This window comes from Spiroplasma endosymbiont of Polydrusus formosus (assembly GCF_964263245.1).
Taxonomy (GTDB): Bacteria; Bacillota_I; Bacilli_A; order Mycoplasmatales; family Mycoplasmataceae; genus Spiroplasma.
In genome coordinates this window covers 245997-265884 of the sequence record NZ_OZ181656.1, presented here as the reverse complement: position 1 = coordinate 265884, position 19888 = coordinate 245997, and the positions used below count along the sequence as shown (strand labels likewise).

Genomic DNA, 19888 nt, shown 5'->3' with positions numbered 1-19888 from the left:
TTTACTATAAACCAACAATATATTGAAAAAAATGGAATTCCTATTGAAATAGTATATAATAATCAATTTTGATTTTCTAATTTAATTAAAAAATTTGAAATTAATAATAATAAAGAAAATAAGATAGAAAACAAAGGCACAGCAATAATAATAAAACTCGAAAATATGAAAATACAATATAAAATTCAAACAAACAAATGCTTAGTACTTTTTTTCATTTTTACCCCATTAATTTGATTTTAATAAAATACTAAAATATAAATCTAAATAAATTATATATAAATTTTAAAAGAAAGGAATAAATTTAATGTGAAAAAATTTTTTAAAAAAGGAGGAAAAAATGATATTTTTAAAATTTGTTTAACGAGTTTATTGATAACAATAACAACAACATTTTTGTTTTTTATTTTAAAATATGGCCATGATCTAGTTTTCAGTATAACGAATGAGGAATACAGATTGCTTTTTTCCGTTTAATTATATACATTATCCTTGTTGTTGTGGATATTCTTTTTATTGGAAAAATAATATTTGATTTGTTATTTTGTATTTGAGAACTAATTGAAAATAAAAAACAAAACAAAAATAATAAAAATAACACAAAAACAAGATAACTAATATCTTGTTTTTTTAGAAAGAGGTGCCGAAATGATAAATTGTCCGTTGTGTAAATATGTCCATCATATTTATAATGAAAACAATACCCAAATATTATTTTTTTGTTCTTATAGGCATCCCAATCCATGAATCATTTTAGATAAAAGAAAAATTAGAAGAACGATGGTTTGTTATGCTTAAAATAATTGAATTATTTGCTGGGATTGGAAGTCAAAGAAAAGCATTAGAAAAGATTGGAATTAACCACAAAGTAATTGCATTTTGTGATAACGATAAATACGCTGAAAAATCATATCGAGCAATATTTAATGATTATGACACACAAAATTTAGGAGATATTACTAAACTAGAAACTTTACCGTATGCTGATTTAATAACTTGATCATTTCCATGCCAAGACATATCAAATGCCAATAATAATGGGCGAGGATTAAATGGCAAGCGAAGTGGTTTAGCTTACAAAGTTGTTGATTTAATAAAAACAATGCCAACAAAACCAAAATATCTTTTAATGGAAAATGTACCAAATTTATTAAATAAAAAGTTTTTTGTCGGATTTCAAAATCTTCAAAATCAACTTGGTGAATTAGGATATTATAACCAATATTTTACAATGAATGCCAAAGATTATGGAATTCCCCAAAATCGGAAAAGATTGTTTATGATTTCAACATTAAAGCAAAATTTTAAATTTCAATATCCCCAACCTTGTAATTTAAAATTTTTAGTAAAAGATATTTTAGAAAATAATGTAAATGAAAAATATTTTATTAGACAAGAATCAATGAAAAAAGCAATTGAAAACAATAAACTTAAAATTATTGAACAATGTGCTTATACAATTACAACAAAACAAATGCGATGAGGAAACGCTGGAATTATTGCAATTCCCAATGATATAAAATTTAATGCTCGTGGCAAAATGGAAATAGACTTTAATTCTTATAAACAAGAAAGTAGAGTATATGATGCTAGTAATGAAAATACATATCTAGATACATTAACTACAAATTCAAAATCAGCAAAAATTGCAATTCCAATTAAAAATTATAGAAATTTTATTGTTTTACCACGAGCAAAAGATGGTTTACTAGTTAACGGTTCATATAATCGGTTTTGAAAAACAGAAAATAACTATATGGGAACAATCGCAGCAAGTAATATCAATAAAATCATCGTTGATAAACATAAATTACAACAACAAGATAGTAGTAAAATATTATCTTTTTTAATTGATGAAAAAGAATATTTTTTGCGAGTATTAACTCCAAAAGAATGTTGATTATTAATGGGGTTTAGTAATAAAGACTTTGATAAAGCAAGTAAAGTTGTTTCAGAAACCCAACTTTATAAACAAGCTGGCAATAGTATTGTTGTGGATGTGCTAGAAAGAATTTTTACAGCAATGTTTCAAATAGAAAGGAAAAATTAAAGATGCAAAATAAGAGAAAAGTTTGATGAAAATGGATTTTATATCCTTTGACAATTATAATCGGAATTTTGTTGCTAGTAATTTCCCCTATTTTGTTTTTAATTGCACTAGGAATTGATTGTGATCTGATATTAGGTGATTTATTATTGCATTTATTTTTTCTACCTTTCGAAAGGAAAGAAAAAAATGGCTAAGAAAAACAATATTAAAAATTACTTTAATAATAAACAACAATACTATCAAAAAAAGAAAAATATATATTATCAAAAAAGAAACAAATTTAACAAAATAAAAATTTTTAAATAACAAAGGAGGATGAAAATATGAAAACAAACAACACAGCAGATTTTAGCGGAATAATTGATGTTGCCATAATGTGAACTAATATTGTTTTGGGAGTTATTCTAACATTGCAAGTTATTTTTGCAGGTTGAAAATTAATTATTATTTTAATTTCAATAATGCGAAATGCCGATAATCCAGAGGCACGAGCAAATGATCTAGGTGCTTTAAAATGACCAATTGTCGGAATTATTGGTTCTTTGGTAGTAATTGCCATAATTAATGTTTTTCTGCAAGCTTATAAAGGATATAATCCCGCGATTGGCGGATAATTTATATAAAAATGAAAGGAAGTTGATAAAAAATGATAGTTAATGCACTTTATAAACTAATGTGATCAATTTTTGTACAAGGGCCATTGCAATTAATCGCATCATTTAACACCGTACTAAATTATTTAACAGGTGGAGTGGTTGGTGATTTAATGTTTGGATCAAAACAAGAATTTAGTTTTCAAAATATCCCAATGGCATTCTGATATTTTTTCATTACGGCTTTGTGTTTATTTTCCTTAATATTTACAATTACCATGATTAAAATTTTGTTTCAAGATGCCACCGAAACAAAAACAAAATTTATTGTTGTTTTACAAAACGGCAGTAAAGCATTTGTTTTTATCTTTTTAATTCCAATCTTTTTCTTTTTGGCAAATTTTGCAATTGCACATATTTCCAAAATGATTACATCAGGGTTTGGGGGCGAAAACGGAAATATTGCCAATTATCTATACAATATTGGAAATGCCAATTGAGATGGGAGCGGCGATAATATACCAAGAAATTATTCCTATCCTGATAATATTGGTGATTTTAATATGATTGCCGAAGTTTTTGGAGTATGATTTATGTTATTTGCAATGTTTATGATTGGAATTGCTTTGGTACAAAAAATAATCGAATTGTTTTTCTTATTTATTATTTCACCATGAGTAATGGTTGCCATGACTATTGACAATGGTAAAGGAGCATTTATTTGAAAAGATATGGTAATTGCAAAATTTCTAGCATCAACTGCCACTTTAACAGGATATTTTATTTTTATGACAACAATTCAAACAATTTTAAGCACTAATTTAGCAGGATTAGGAATTGAGGGAATTGGAAAATCATTGTTTGTTATTCTGATGATGTGTGGTGGCGGATTGGCAGTAATGGCGTTTTCGGATGTTGTTGCCAACTTAATTGGTGAAGCAGCTGGTGTTCGTGAAGGTATGAGTTCGATGAAATCGACTGTTGCTGGTGGGATGATGGCAATGGGGGCTGCTAAAATGGCAGGAAAAGCATTTGGATTTGCTAAAAGCAAAAGAGCCAAACGAGCAATGGCAATGGGTGGTACTAGTATGGCAGATAAAACCATGAACGCGATGGGTTCTGGTGGTGATTGAGGGGATAACGAAACAGCAAGTGGTCAATCTCGCCAAGAAAAACCACTAGACTTTCGCCATTTCTGACACGCCACCGAGGGAATGAGTTCAAGAGCTGGCATTGTTGGTTTAGCGGGATTTGGGCTTGGTGTCACAACCTTGGCAACAAGTAAACTAGTTGGAGCAGCACGCGGAGGTGGAACAAAAGGATTCTTCCGCCAAATTGGAATTGGGATTGCAACGCCATTTAAAGCAATTGGAAAAAGATTTAATCCACAACTTGCAAATAGTGGTAATGAAACCAATAATTTTAAAACAACAAAATCTAGCGATTGAAAATCTGAGTCTTTAAACAAAAAACTAGGGAAAATAAATAAAGTAAAAGATAAATTAAACATTCCAAATAATAGTTTTGTTTTTGTTAATCCACAAAATAAACAACAAGCAAAACACAATAAACCAGTTAAAAAAGTTTATAGTCTTATCGAAAAAGAAGATAAACTTAATAAAAATATTGGTAGCCATATTACAAAACAAAATGCTAGAAACAAAAAATGGGATGAAAAAGCGGCCAAAAAAGCAGAAAAGAAAAAGTCATAATTTAAAAAACCACCTGACAAAAACAAAAAATACGATATAATATAAATAAAAAGGAGTGATAAATGATGGGATTATGACGATTATTGGGCGGCGAAGTCAATTGAGAACGCGTTTCCAGAATGCAAGACAGAGGTCTTGCAACTGAAATTCACGGTGCAATTATTAACTCACGAGGGGGGGAACTAATAATATTCCTCTAAGCATTGATAGATTAAATAATGATGACAAAAATAATGTCATGTGAGTGCTAGAAAAGTTTGGTCGTCAAGTCCCTGATTTAAAAAGGTACTCATTTTTATCAAAATCATATCTTGATCCTTATGAATATTTAAAACAAAAACATAATGCAGTACAACAACCAAAATGAGATCAAGCGTGAGAATGATACGACGAATATAAAAAAGGAGCAATTCCTTTTCTTGAATATCGCATTCAAATTAGAGAAAAAGAATTGGAAGAAGACGAAAATAAATTTGTTCTTTATAAACAAGAAATAGAATATTATGAAATATGAAAAAAAAGTGAAAATAAAACAAAGTGAAATAAAAGAAATAAACCATCTAAAACAACACATAAATTAATAAAACACTATGAAGAAAATATTACTAAACAAAAAGCAGAAATTGTTAAATTAAAAGCAGAATTGGAATTGTTGAAAGCAAAAGAAATGCAAACAAAAAAAGAAATACAACCCGATGTATCACTTGAAAATGAAAATTTACGATTAAAAAAAGAAATTTTAGAAATGGAACTAAAATTAAAAGAAGGAAACAAATAAAAATGAAAAAACTTTTGGGATTATTAGGAACAATTATGATAACTAGTAATACGGCCGTGCCACTAGTTGCAAATAAGTCTAATAACAATAACGATAAAATTAAGAACATTCTAGAAATATTAAATCGAAAAAAAAGACAAAATAATGAAAATATCTCAACTACTCCAAAAACGCAAGATGACCAACAATCTCAATTTTTAGCAACTTCAAATAATCAAGTTGAATTTATTGAAAAAGAAATTACTTTAAATGAAAATTATTCTGATAATATTCAAATAATGTTACAAGAACTTATTAATGAAAATTATATTGATCCGTTAAGAATGATAAATAATGAAGGAATTGTTAGAACAGATTATTTTGAAACAAACCAAAATATAAAAGAACGCAATGAAAATATTAAAATAATAGAAAAATTAGATGAAATTTTAGAATTAAAAAAATTTGATGCAAATAAAATAAGAATTTTAGTTTTAACTTTAAAAAATAAAAATGACAATAAAATAAAATTAGTAATTAATTTAAATAACTTTTATTTACTGGGAATTATTAATAATCAAAATCAATATTTTTATTTTGATGATGAACTTGTAGAAAAAGTTAAACAAAAAAATAAAGAAGCTATCGAAACATTAAAAAACCAAATTAAAGAAATATCAAATAAAAATCAATTAGGTAATTTAAATAAGAAACTTAAAAATTTACAAGGTGAAAGCTTAAAAATTGATGAACAAAAAATTAAAAGTTTAAATACTGCAGTAATTAAAAAATATAATTGTCAAAAGATTAATTTAAATTATACAGGATCATATTCAGAAAATGGATTAGATGTTGTAATAAAAGAAAAAGGCAAACCAAATAGGGCAAAAGATATTATTATTTCAAGAGATACTTTAAATAATGCAATTGTAAATTTAGAAAAAATTAACAATGAAAGTAATCAAAATCAAACAACAAAAAATGATTTAGCAAAAGTTATTTTTATTACAAGTGAGGCAATGAGATTTGGCTCTCATATTAAATATTTTAATTATGAAAAAAATGGAAAACAAGTTGAATTTAAAAATATTCCAGAAGATATTCAAAATATTATTAATTCTAAAAATGATGACAAAATTCAATGAAAAAATTATTCTGAACAATTAATAGGTGGATGAATAGCATCAAGTAAATATGTAGAAGAAAAAAGAAAAGAAATTTTTAAAGAATTAAGGGCGCTTTTAGAATATTTTGAAATACATGATTATTTTTTAAATAATTTAAAAAAAGAATTAAAATTAAACAAAGAAATTTTATTTTCAGCAACTAATGAAATTTTTAAAAAAATAGATGAAAAAAATATTGATGATATTAAAATTAAAATCAAAAATATTTGAATTGCCAATATTTTAAGTATTTTAAAAGAGGCCGAAACCACGCCATTTAAAAATAGAGATCAAATACTAAAAATTGTTTTAGATAAAATGCGGGGATTATCACCAGCTCATGTTACTATAAAAATCAATAATTTAGATATAACAAAATTATTGATTTTAAGAAAAAAAGAATTAATAAACCAACCAACCAATACTGGTGATACACCTTTACATTTTGCTTGTAATTTTATTGAAGATAATAAAGAAAACGGACGAGAATTTCTTAATTGAGCACAACAACGAGGCGGCGATATAGAAAATATTGATAATATATTAAATAATCAACCAGAAATAGATAATAAAAAAGAAAGAGAAAATAATTATTTATTAATAAAATTTTTATTAGAAAATGGAGCTGATATTAATGCAAGAAATAATGATGGAAATACACCATTGCACAACGCTGCTAAAAATGGTTATCTTAATGTTGTAAAATTATTATTAGAAAATGGGGCTGATATTAATGCAATAAATAATGATGATCCATGAGTTACACCATTAGATGAAGCGGCAATTAATGGTAATATAGCCGTTGTTAAATTTTTGCTCGAAAATAAAGCGAATATTGATATTTTAAACAGAAATCAAATTAATTCTTTACATAGTTCGACAATTAATGGTCATATAGCCATTGTGAAGCTATTATTAAAATATTTATTAGAACAGTTAGAACAGCGTAATATTACTTTTGATAATTTAACTAAAAATATTCTTCAAACCGCTTTAATAATTAAAATTGACGAAAACAAAAATCATACAAAAATCAAAGAACTTTTAGAAAAATTTAATAAATTTAATAAATTAAAAACAAAAGCATCTAAAAAAGCAAAAGAACAATATAAACAATTAATAGTAAAATTATTAAAAATTGAATTATCAGATATTATTACAGAAACTGATTTAGGGAAATTATCAGATAATAGTCCAGAAACTATTTTAAATAGACTAAGAGAACTAAATCCTAATTTAGATATTAGTCAAGTTAAAATACAAGAGAATAGCATTACTGATACTGCCGCAAGTATTGAATCAATTGATAAAATATATACTGATGATACAGTAAAAGTTACATTTACACTTGGTAAAAAACCAAGTAATATAAATGATACAAAAAAAATAATTACAGAAGATGAATATAAAAAGCTAGGAGCACGCCCCAAAGGAAGTCAAGTAATTTCAAATCAACCTTATAACACAAATAATTCAAATGTTTCTGTTTCTGATAGTAAAAAAGATAAAACAATTGGCACACAAGGTCAAAATTATAATCAAAGAGAACAAAATACTATGTATGATGTGCCTGGAGAGGGTAGTTGTTTGTTTTGATCTGTTGCAACAGCTTATTTATTGCCTGTAAGAAGAAATAATGATGAAAAATTTAAAACAAGATTTATTCAATTATTTGGTGAAGAAAATTTAAAATATTTACAACCTATTCAAAAATTATTAAAGCAATATGATTTAGAAAATAACAGAAATTTAAATCAATTATGATATCAAGATCAAATAGCAAATAATTTAGTAACAACTGTATTTCGTAATCGCGTTGTTGATTATATTGAAAGAAATTTAGATACAATTTCAAATCACGGTAGTGAATTAACATTTAGAAATCTTATTCAAGAAAATAATGAAATTGATGTTAATTATTTAGAAAGAATAAGAGAAAATAATTCATGAGGTGATACTCCAGAAATAATGGCAATGAGTAATCTTTTAAATGTTAATATTAGTGTAAATAATGACAGTCCTTATCAACCAATTAATCAAAATTCAAGTAATACCATAAATATATTTCATGTTAACGGAAATCATTATAATTTTGATATCTCACATCAAATATCATCAACAAATAGTGAAATTGAATCTATAAATAACAACAACAAAACACAACAAGACTTAACGGATGCTGTTACAGAAAATAAATTAGATAAAATATCAGATAATCAAGAACAGACGATTTTAAATCGCGCTAGAGAATTAAATCCTAATTTAAATATTGATAAAATTAATGTTACAGATATTAGATCAACAACTGCACTTATTGTTTCCAATGACGAAAATATTTATAGTGGTTGTGTAATAATTAGTTTTATAATTGCCACACAAAATAATCTAGAAAATATATCAAGTAATCAAGAACACACAATTAAAGAGAGCATTATAAATTCACAAGAAAAAATCGCAACAGTAATTTCAAATCAATCTGCTGGTGGCGGCACAGCAAGTGTGCCTGTAAATAAACAAATAAGTACAAATATTGTAAATTCACAAACAACAGTTAAAAAAGCAATAAATAAATATAACTCTCTTTCAAAAAAAGAAAAGCAACAAAAATTAAATGAAATAAACAATCATTATCAAACATTATCCGAAAATGATAAAAAGACCTTTAAAGATAAATTAAAAATGATTGGTACACAAGCATTTGGAGCAGGAACGATTGGTGTAGGAGCAAAAATAACTGTTTCTAGTTCTGCGGCCACTGGTGTTAATGCGGCATCCGCAGCAGGTACACAAGCAATAGAAATGACCCCGCTTTTATCATCTGGTACAACAGAAGGTTTGGCAACTGCAGAAACAATTACTGTCGAAGCTAGTGCTGCCACAGCTTTATCTCTTGAAACTTTAGGTTTATCATTGGTGATTGCGGGCTTAGCGATTTCTATAACTGGGATACTTTGATGAATTAATTCTGATCATACAGCAGCTAAACACGAATCACATAATCAATATAATGAAATTGAAAAATACTATAAATTTTTAGCTCATGATCAATTAAAATTAGATATTAATATTAATGAATGAGATAAAATTAAACAAATTTATCAAGAAAATTCAAATAATTATCAAGAATTTAAAAATAAAATCAAATCAGAAATTACTAATTTTCATAAAGAAGATCATAGTGGTTGGGGCGGGTCAATTAGTGATGATGATATTGATACTTTAATTAATATTATTTACAATCATTTTCAAGAAATAAACAATCATTTTTCATATAATCATAATCATGGCTGGAAAATTGTAACAAATACAATTGGTAGTTATTTTATGATTGAAGAGGAATAGGAAAAATTTTAATAAATAAATATTTAAAATGGCAATTTAATTAAATTGCCATTTTTTATTTTGGCAAAATAGAAAGGATGATAAAAAATGTATGAAAAAATTACTTAGTTTGTTGGTAATATTTTCGTTGTCATGTGCAAACACAATGACGTTGATTGGTTGTGGTAATATTGATACCAACAAACCACATTTACAGCCAAATAATTTTAAAAATAATTTAAAAATTAATTTAGAAACAAATATTGATTTAGAAAAAAGATACTTATCCCACCCTATTTTAATGCAAAAACGAGGTTATAAAGGAACTTTCTTTAATCAATATAAGACAGATACTATCAAACGGTTAACAAATGTTTTTTTAAGCAAAGCAGATAATAATTTAGCAATTAAATTTAAAACAGAATTTAGTACTTATGAACAACTACAAAATTATCTAAAAATAGAACAACAAAATTACTGACAAAATTTACTTAATAATATTTGTCAAAAATACCAAGATAATTTAAAACAACTTATCTTATTATTTTATAATTTTATTTCAAATATTTGAAATAAAACAATGATTAATTCAATTTTAAGGAAAATAGAAATTGAAAATGTGATTGATGGGGATGATAATGTTTGGGGACAAACAAATAATCACCAAGCTATTTTAATAAATAAAAAGATTTTATCTTGTGCGTTTGAAAAAACAATAAATAGCGAATGACACAAAGGACAATTTACAACCAATAACTTTCTGCATATTTTAATCCATGAATTAGGACATATCTTTTATTTTTATGATTGAGAAACATTTAAAATCAATCATATTTTTTATTTAAAGCAATTTTTAGGACAGAAAATTAATAACTTAAATAAGTTTGCAGAACTAGACAAAGAAAAAGTGTTAAAGATATTTGCCAACAGTAATTATGGATTGAGTGATGATGACGAGTTATTGGCAGAGGGATTTGCGTATTGGTTATTAACAAAACAAAATATGCAAACAAAAATATGAGCATTTTGAAACGAATACTTTACAAGTTATTTACCACAAATAAGAGATAAAAAAGAAAGGAAGTGTAAATAATAATGTTAAACACAATAATTGGAATGATGGGAACAATCGCCGTAATCGGCTTATTTGGTTGTTTATGAAAGTTTCTTGACATTAAATTACAAAAAATGAAAAAACAAATTGAGTTAACCAAATATAAAAAAACTTTCCAAATAATATTTTATGTTAGTATAGGTTGTTTGGCGTTGTTTTTGTTAGTGATTGGGCTATGGTTTGGATTAATATATCCAACTTTGAAATAAAATGAAAAGAATAGGAAAATTTTTAATATATGTTTTTCGAATTGGCAATTTTTTAACTGGGATATACTTTTTCGCAACAAATTCAATATATTTAATTAAAAATTATAATATGAGTGAATGATTAATTTGATTTTTTATTATGCCAATTAATTTAATACTTTTTTATTTCATAGATTGCATCTTATATAAGATTAAAAGTTTTATCTAACTATATTTTTTAAAAAATAGAAAGGAATGATTTAATGAACTGAAAAATTGAACTTATAACAATATTTGTACTATTTATTATAACTATTGTATGACAAATAATAATTGGATTTTTAGGTTATAAAAAAGAAATTGATTCAAAAAAAATTATTTATTTTATTAACATCATCAATTTTCTTTTTTATTTTTAGTATTTTAATTATAAATATTATAAAAATTATTTTATGTTTTGTTTCTTAATCAATATTAATAAATAGAAAGGGGATGAAAAATTTGAAAAAAGAAAAATTTTTAAAAATTAAAAAATGAGGTAATAAATATAAAAGAAAATGATGATTTATTATTTTATTTATGTTTGTTACCCCTATTTTTTTTATTTTACTTTATTTATGTATTTTATCGATTATTTTTATATATTCTAATCCTTCATTTTGAATTACATGATGTTTTTTAACAATATTTACATTAATATTTATAATTTGTATTTATATTTTTGAATATAAAATAATTAAATACATATATTAAATTATTTAATTATTTTTTTAACAAGAACTAAAATAAAACTTTTTGCATTATAATAAGCAAATATAGATCAAAATCAAATTATTAAGATAAAAATAAAACTTATTAATTGTGTTAATAACATTTGATTATTTAAAATTTTTTCTCATAATCAAATTAATTTAACACATATTAAACTACAAAAACTTCTTATTTTTTTAATTTTACTTATATTAAAAATAAAATTAAAAGTATTGTAAGTAAATCCGTATAGAATCGCAATTAGTAAATAAAAAATAATTAATGTAAAATTCATCCCTAATCCGATTAAAAAATATTTCATTTTTTATTAATTCAAAAAAACATTTTTAATTATCCTTATAAATTTATTTTATCATTTTTAAACTTTTTAAAACAGAAAGGAGGTTTTATATGTTATGAAAAAAACTATATTATCATGTTTATTAATATCACTAATAGGTGTAAATGAACCACTTATTGTCAAATCATCCAGCAATGATAGTTTTTCAATCGCAAAACAAGAACAAGTTATTAGCAAAAATGCAAAGAAAAGTTTTAATCCAACATCACCAAGTTTTACAAAAAATATTAATTGAAATAATGATATTTATTCTGAAACAAGTGGTGTTTGGGGTAGTGATTATACAGAAAAAGTAGAATCACCATATTATTATGTTAATATACTCAATTATGCTAGTAGTTGAAATGATTTTAAAAATAAGTATAAACAGATTAAAATAGATTATGAGGGTTATGTTGATCATAACCAAGCAGATAAGGTAGATTATAATGCTTACCATTATCTCAATCTAAGTCAAATAAGTGGTATGGCAAAAACATCCCAGATTTTTCACCACTATCAAGGTTATACCCAAAATGAAGAGTGAGGATGAGCGGATGTAAGATATCAATTAGAAAATAATGATCGCATTAAAATTGATTTTCTAGTTTATGCCAGGGCCGCAAACGGATGAAATTCTCATAATACATGAGCTAAAACATGATTAAAAGTTAATAGTTTGTTTTTTAATACTAGTTTTAGTTTTAATGAGATGAAAGGTAATTTAACAAGGGAACTAAATAAAGAACTTAGTTATTATTCTAATATTGATAATAACCCACAAAGCGCTAATAATTGAAACCAAATTAAAACAAAAATGGATAGCAAAATCAGAAAAGCACTAAATGATAATAATGATACACAGGGATGAATTGAATTTTTAAACCCAAATTATCAATTAGAAAAAAGGAACAATAATTATTATCTTAAAACAAGTTTTAATATTGAAAATTATCAAAATGGCAATTCTGAAATATGAGAATTTAAAACACCTTTAAATTTTAATAGCGATTATAATATTGCTAATGCCAAAAATAGAATAGAAAACGAGTTAAAACAAACAATTATTTATCAAAGTGATACATCAACCAATATTTTAGATGAAAGTAATTGAAATGCAATTAAAACTATCTTAGATAATAAAATATTTAATGTTTTAAGCAAAAAAGGAAGCATAATTGAATGAAAAAAACTTATTAAACCAAATTACGCCTTAATAACAGAAAGTAATAATTATTATCTTAAAACAAGTTTTAATATTTTTAATCATTTAACAGAACAATGAGAAAATTGAGTTTTTAAAACAAAACTCAATTTTCTCATTAAGTGCAAAATATTGAAAAAGTAAATTACAAGAACGAATTTTAATAACACCAGGAAAAATTAGTGATGAAAATGGGGTTACAATGATTAATGATATCGAAGAAGTTATTAATAACGGTGAGGGAAGGGAAAATAAATACAATAAAGGAATAATAAAATATCATACAACAACATTTTTTCAATATATCGAACCAAAGGAAAATAACAATGATCCTGATTATGATATTGTTAAAATAAATGGAGTTAATTTAAACGCTGTTAATGGTTTATACACATATACTTTTGATGATAAAGAAAAAGTTAATAAATATGAAATTGAAATTATCCACGAACCAAACCCTAAAATTGAGGGAGATGTTGGTGGTAATTTTAAGTTAACAATTTTAATTGAAACAATTACTCCATCATTACAACTAAAATTAATGGGATGAGGGCCAAAAAATATTGACTACGAAAAACTAACAAGTGAATTTATTAAAGACCCTAGTAATGAAAATAAAACAATTAAAAACCCCAATTATGATCAAGAAATTAATAAAGAAACAGGAACAAAAAAACAATTAATATGAGTTCAACATCAATCTAACACCCCATTTCCGTTAGATCCAGTTAACAGAGATGGAAATTTAATAAAAAGTAGTAATATTAATGATTATGATATTGGTTATTTAGCAGAAGCAAGTGCGGTCGGAGCGGGATTTGAAAACTTTTACAATAATGACAACATTGAAAAAGTTATTCGTTATTTATCAAATGAAAATTTAGAGACTAAATTTGAAAATGGCTACGAATTAGAAAAAAACAAAACTGATGATGTTAATACTAGTGCTGGGTGATTTCATTTTATTATTCAGCAAAAACGCTTTAATGATTTAAAAGGAAATACGCAAACACCATTTTATCAACACAAATTTATTTATGTTGATAAAAATAAAAGTTCAAATTATCAGTATTTTTTAAATTCAGTTGATAACAAAAATGCTAGTTATTTTTGAAACACAACACAAGGAAGACATCTGAAAGATTACATGATTAACTATAAAAAGTGAAACACAGACAATGATTTAGCAAAATTAAATTATGAAGCAGTGTTATCATATTGGCGAGATTATGTTTCAGATATTCGCAATCATTTAGCGGTCAATGAAAGTATAAATAATTTTAAGGCATTAAATGATTTAAATATTAGTGCTTTAAAAATGAATGTCAAAGATATTAAAACTATTAGAAATAAAATTGAAAAATTTGTTTGACAAAAAATAAATAAACTTAGTTTATTAGCAACAATAAACAAAGATTATATTATTCAAATATATAAAAATAGCCAATGACAAAAATTAACTGATGATGATTTAAACCAATTAATAACTAATCAAGAAGAACAAACAAAAGAAATAATAATAAAAATTAAAGCACTAAATACATCAATGATACTAATCGGGGAAACAAACCAATTTAAAGTTATTAACAGCTTAAATTATGATGAAAATAAAGTCATTGATTTAAGTAAAATTAAGTATCAAAATCAAGAATATAATTTTAAAGATAAAACAAAAGATAATATTTTTAATAATTATATTATGGAATATATTAAACAAGGTTTTAAGATTAATAAATTAGATGAAATATTAGTACAAGATGTTGATTATCAAATATCATCGCAAGGATTAAATGGTAAAAAAATTAACATTAATGATAATGAATTACAGGAATTTATGAAAAAGATTCAAGAAAATAAATATACTGAGCTAAAAATTACTATTTATGCTTTGGATAATAGTTTAAAAGTTATTGGGAATGTTTCATATAAGTTAATAAATAACCCAATAGCAGAAAATACCCCTAATAAACCAAATGAAATTCCCCCAACAGAGGGAATTATACCTAACATTCCCAATAAACCAATGGATCCTAATAATCCCAATGGAAATAATGGGAATGGAGAGAATAATAATCCAAATAAACCAGAAAAACCAAACAAACCAATAGACCCCAAGCCTAATGAAAATAATGAAACAGGATGAAAAAAGTTTTTAAAAAAACCAGTTAATTTATTTTTTATGACATTGATTAGTTGTGGGATAGTTGGTGGGTTTATAACTTGAATTATCATTAAAAATCAATTAAATAAAAAAATTGGTGGCAAAATAGAAAATAAAAAAAAGTAAAAACAAAAAGAAAATAAAAAACAATAAATAATATCTGTTTATTTCCATTTTATTTAATACCCTTATTATGCATTTTAAGGGTTAAATTAGGCACTGAAAATTATTTTATTTTAAATATATAATAATATATTATAAATATGAAAATAGTTTTTAAAATAAATATATAAAAACACAACAAAAAAGCATTTTAAATGCTGTTTTTTATGTAAAAGAAAGTAAATTGTTAATTAATTATGAAAACAATATTAATTATTTTATTTATATTATTACATTTAGGAATTGTTATTATATTTTGAAAATGGCCGGTTAAAAACAGGAAGAAAAATGGGACAATTAATCTCTGAAAGTATAAATTGAAAAAATTTTTATTAGTTGGTATATTGACAACATTATTATATTTTGAATTTGGTGGAAATTTAGTAATTTTATTATCCGGAACAATTTAATATTTATTATATAAATATCAAATAAGCCCAAAATGTATTATTGTATGTAAAGCAATAGAAATAATTCAAAATTCAACAATGTGTATTTTTAGAAAATTAATAATTATTCATTGAAAATTATTCCAATTATTATAAATTATATCTTTATTAAAATTAGGACTAATTGTTTTAATTGATTCTAAAATAGAGTATAACAATAAATACTCAATAATAAATATTATAATCATAATACCAAAATTTAATATAACAGACATACCAATTTTTTTCATATTTTAATACAATATTTTTTAAAATGATTAGTTATTCAAATTGAAATCTCATTTTTTTATTTTTTATTAAATTATAAATAAAAAAAGTAATTAAGTTATGTATAATATACGATGAAAAATTAATAAAAAAGCCAATAACAAACCAAAATCATAATTCTTTTATCAATATCATACTAAAATAATATCAAAAAATAAAAGAAAGAGGTGTAAAATATGAAAAATAAAAAAATGAAAAAGAAAACTAAATTTGATTTTGTTTTTTGGACTTTTGTTTTAATACAAATACTATTAACAATAGCGATTATAATTTTATTTAGTTAATTATTTTAATGAAATATCTATTTATTCCCCTTTTATTTTTAATATCCTTATTAAGCATTTTAAGGGGCAAATTAGCAATTAAAGTTATTTTATTATATTAAATTATATAAAAATAGTTTTTAAACCGGCATTTTAAATGTCGTTTTTAATTTAAAAGAAAGAGGTGCAAAATATGAAAAATATAATACCAAAAAAATTAAAAGACGCCAAATATCGATTTTGACGCAATATAACAATAACAGATGTTTTAATAATTGCCATTTGAGTTGGATTAACAATTATGTTTATATTTGGTTTTCAATGAAAACTATGAATAAAATTATTATCATCATCAATAATGATTTTAATTAGTTTACCACTAATTATTACAAATAAAAAAACTAATTTAAAAGGGTGACAATGCTTATATTATAAAATTAATTACTTATTTAGTTGTAAGAAATATAGTAAAAACAAAACCAGCTTACTGGTGCCATATAATAAAGTTGTTGGTAATAACTATATTACAACTCACGGAATTTTAAAAGGTACTTTAAAAAAGACCCTAATTGGAACAATTAAAATAAAAGGATTTGATATTACTTTATTAAGTGGTGAGGAACAAATAATAAGATTAAGAGATTTACAAGATATTTTAAAATTTGCTAATTTTCCAATAACTTTTTTAAAGTTAGAACTACCATTAAATTTTGATGAAAATATTAAATATTTACAAAAACAAATTAACAAAACAAAAATTCGTTATAAAAACAAAGAAATTAGTTTTAATCAATTTGTAAAAATTACAAAACAAATTAAAAATAATATTACTTTTTTAAAAAAAGAATTAATTAAAATAAACGATGAAATTAAAACTGAAAAATGTTTTTTTATTTTTGTGTATGGAAATAGTGAACAAGATTTAAACGAAAAAATATTATTTTTAGAAGATAAATTATTTAAAGGAAAAATTAATTGTAATATTTTATCTAATTACGAAATAACAAAAATCTTAAAATTAATGTGAAATCCATATGAAAAGCCATTAAATAAAACAGATTTTAATAAAAATAAAGATAATTTAGCAAAATTATTGCAATTCAACTACCTAAATATTAAAAAAAATTATTTTATAGCAAATGATTTATATTATTCAATTAATACTATTCAGGACTATCCTTTATTTATTAACGATTTATGAGGAGCGTGTTTATTTTCAAATGAACAAACTATTATTTGAAATATAAATCCTCTAAATTATGATGAAACAAAAAAAGCAATTAACAGCGCCATTCAAACAACTAAAACAAGACAAGTGATGACAAAATCATATGTTAATACAAATGAAAATAACTATGAATTAGAAACATACTATCATTTAATTAATGAAGTTAATGGTGGCGGTGAATTATTAAAAAATGTTAATATTTTATTTTTAAATTATGGAACAAATAAAAAAACATTATCACAAGCACAAACACGATTAGCAAAATCATTAAAAGAGATGGATATCAAAATTAATTCATTGTGATATCAACAATTTGATGGTTTAAAAGGATTTATACCATATAACAATAAGGTCATAATTAAAAAATATGGCCGAGAAATGCCAACAAGTACCCTGGCAGCATCATTTCCATTTATTGATAGTGGTTTACATGATAAAAAAGGTATGTGATTAGGGGCAAACAATATGGGAAATGTCGTATTATGAGATCAATTTAAAAAAACCAGTAAAAGAACAAACCATAATATGTTTATTAATGGAACATCGGGAATGGGAAAAACATATTTGTTAAAAAAAATAATAAGTCATCATATTAAGACGGGGCGTAAAGTGATTGTTATTGATCCCGAACGAGAATACCAACCATTATGCATTTATTATGATGGAAATTGAATTGATGCAGGAGATGCTTCGATAGGCAAAATAAACCCCCTACAAATTTTAGATAATAACTTTATTGATGAATTAGAAAATACCAATTCATCGCCCCTATCAAATCATTTACGATTTTTAGAACAATGATTCAAAACGCTTTATCCTGATTTTAACGGGCGAGAAATTAATTTATTAACAAAATATTTGAAATTATTATATCACCAATTTAACATTACAAATAATAGCGATATTAACAAAATTAATAACAATGATTTTCCAATTATGAGTGATTTTTATGACTTATTAGAAAAAGAATATAAAAATAATAAAAACCAACTTTTAAAAGAGTTTATGGATTTAATTACCACAGATTTTTTAAATGATGGAAAATATCAAGCACTTTGAAATGGACATACAATGATAAAATTTAAAAATAATTTTGTTGTTTATGATGTTTATAATTTGTTTGACTTAGATGACAAAAAAACAAATGCAGCACAATTAATTTTAATGCTAAATATTATTAAAAAAGAAGTAAAAGAAAATCGTTTCAAAGATGATAATGAAATAGTAATAATTGTTGATGAAGCTCATTTAGCAATCGATAAAGATAATCCAGTTGCTTTAAATTTTATGTACCAAATGACAAAAAGGATTCGAAAATATAATGGTGCTTTGGTTGTGGCAACGCAAAATATCGCTGATTTTGTAGAAAATGAAACCGTTTTAAAGAAAACAACAGCAATTATAAATAATAGTCAATATTCATTTATTATGGGGTTAAAACCCAATGACTTAGAAAAAGTAATTAATTTATATAAAAGTTATGGGGGATTAACATCAACAGAAAAAGACTATATTGCTCGTAGTGTAAAAGGACAAGGACTATTTTTTGTTTCAGGATTTGAAAGATATCGGATTGAAATACAAGCAAACAAAAAAGAAAAAGCCGGATTTGGAAAAAAAGATAATTAAAATAAAAAACTAAAAAGAAAGGAGCTATCAAAATGAAAGAAACAGAAAAATATATAAGTTATCAAGTTATGACAAATAATTTAATTTTAACAAAACCTTATTATGATATTAAAGATAATAAATGAATTGAGTTAAGGATAAAAAATTTATTGTATCCTTATGTAAGAATTAATATAAATATTAAATATTTTAAATTACAATATAACAAAGATTATTGTTTTATTATAATTTTTAGAAATCAAAACTTTTATATTAAAAATAAAGATGGAAAAATTGAGGGTGAGATTAGTTGAGAAAAATTACACCCCCTTTTATTAGAAATGGATAAGCGAGTTTTAATTAAAAAAGCGGAGCAAAAACAAATATACCAAGAAAATTTAAAATATTTTAATGGTAATAAATTTCCGAAAAAAGATGATTAATTAGACAAAATAAAAATAAAATTTTTGAAATATTTTGGCAAAGCCAAAATGTATAATGAGTAGTAATTTTGGCTTTTTAAATTTAACAAATTTTAAAGGGTAAAAATTTCCA

10 protein-coding genes are annotated in these 19888 nt (G+C 23.9%); all 10 read left to right on the top strand.

Features of this window, described 5'->3' with window-relative positions; all coding sequences use genetic code 4:
• Positions 1–790: 790 nt before the first annotated feature.
• The 10 genes from dcm to ACE38S_RS01265 all read left to right on the top strand — a co-directional run bounded on the left by dcm (position 791) and on the right by ACE38S_RS01265 (position 19776).
• The gene (dcm, locus tag ACE38S_RS01310) at positions 791–2050 is read left to right on the top strand and encodes a DNA (cytosine-5-)-methyltransferase (protein ID WP_374696031.1); all 1260 of its coding nucleotides are present in this window, start codon (positions 791–793) and stop codon (positions 2048–2050) included.
• Between the two features lie 323 nt (positions 2051–2373).
• A complete protein-coding gene (locus ACE38S_RS01305; RefSeq protein WP_374696030.1) occupies positions 2374–2664 on the top strand; it encodes an Mbov_0395 family pilin-like conjugal transfer protein in 291 nt (96 codons plus the stop codon).
• Positions 2665–2723: 59 nt separating this feature from the next.
• Positions 2724–4355: an Mbov_0396 family ICE element transmembrane protein gene (locus ACE38S_RS01300; RefSeq protein WP_374696029.1), complete on the top strand. Its 1632-nt coding sequence runs from the start codon at positions 2724–2726 to the stop codon at positions 4353–4355.
• A gap of 244 nt (positions 4356–4599) precedes the next feature.
• The gene (locus tag ACE38S_RS01295) at positions 4600–5133 is read left to right on the top strand and encodes a hypothetical protein (RefSeq protein WP_374696028.1); all 534 of its coding nucleotides are present in this window, start codon (positions 4600–4602) and stop codon (positions 5131–5133) included.
• A gap of 2 nt (positions 5134–5135) precedes the next feature.
• Complete coding sequence (locus ACE38S_RS01290; RefSeq protein WP_374696027.1) at positions 5136–9620, top strand: ankyrin repeat domain-containing protein; 4485 nt, start codon at positions 5136–5138, stop codon at positions 9618–9620.
• A gap of 91 nt (positions 9621–9711) precedes the next feature.
• A complete protein-coding gene (locus ACE38S_RS01285; RefSeq protein WP_374696026.1) occupies positions 9712–10692 on the top strand; it encodes a hypothetical protein in 981 nt (326 codons plus the stop codon).
• A gap of 1375 nt (positions 10693–12067) precedes the next feature.
• Positions 12068–13339, top strand: a complete 1272-nt coding sequence (locus ACE38S_RS01280; RefSeq protein ID WP_374696025.1) for a hypothetical protein — start codon at positions 12068–12070, stop codon at positions 13337–13339.
• 58 nt (positions 13340–13397) lie between these two features.
• Complete coding sequence (locus ACE38S_RS01275) at positions 13398–15482, top strand: hypothetical protein (protein ID WP_374696024.1); 2085 nt, start codon at positions 13398–13400, stop codon at positions 15480–15482.
• A 1208-nt stretch (positions 15483–16690) separates the two neighbouring features.
• Positions 16691–19354 carry an Mbov_0397 family ICE element conjugal transfer ATPase gene (locus ACE38S_RS01270; RefSeq protein ID WP_374696023.1) on the top strand — a complete coding sequence of 888 codons (2664 nt, stop codon included), beginning with the start codon at positions 16691–16693 and terminating at the stop codon, positions 19352–19354.
• 32 nt (positions 19355–19386) lie between these two features.
• Positions 19387–19776, top strand: coding sequence for a hypothetical protein (locus tag ACE38S_RS01265; RefSeq protein WP_374696022.1), 390 nt, complete (start codon positions 19387–19389; stop codon positions 19774–19776).
• The last annotated feature ends 112 nt before the right edge of the window (positions 19777–19888 follow it).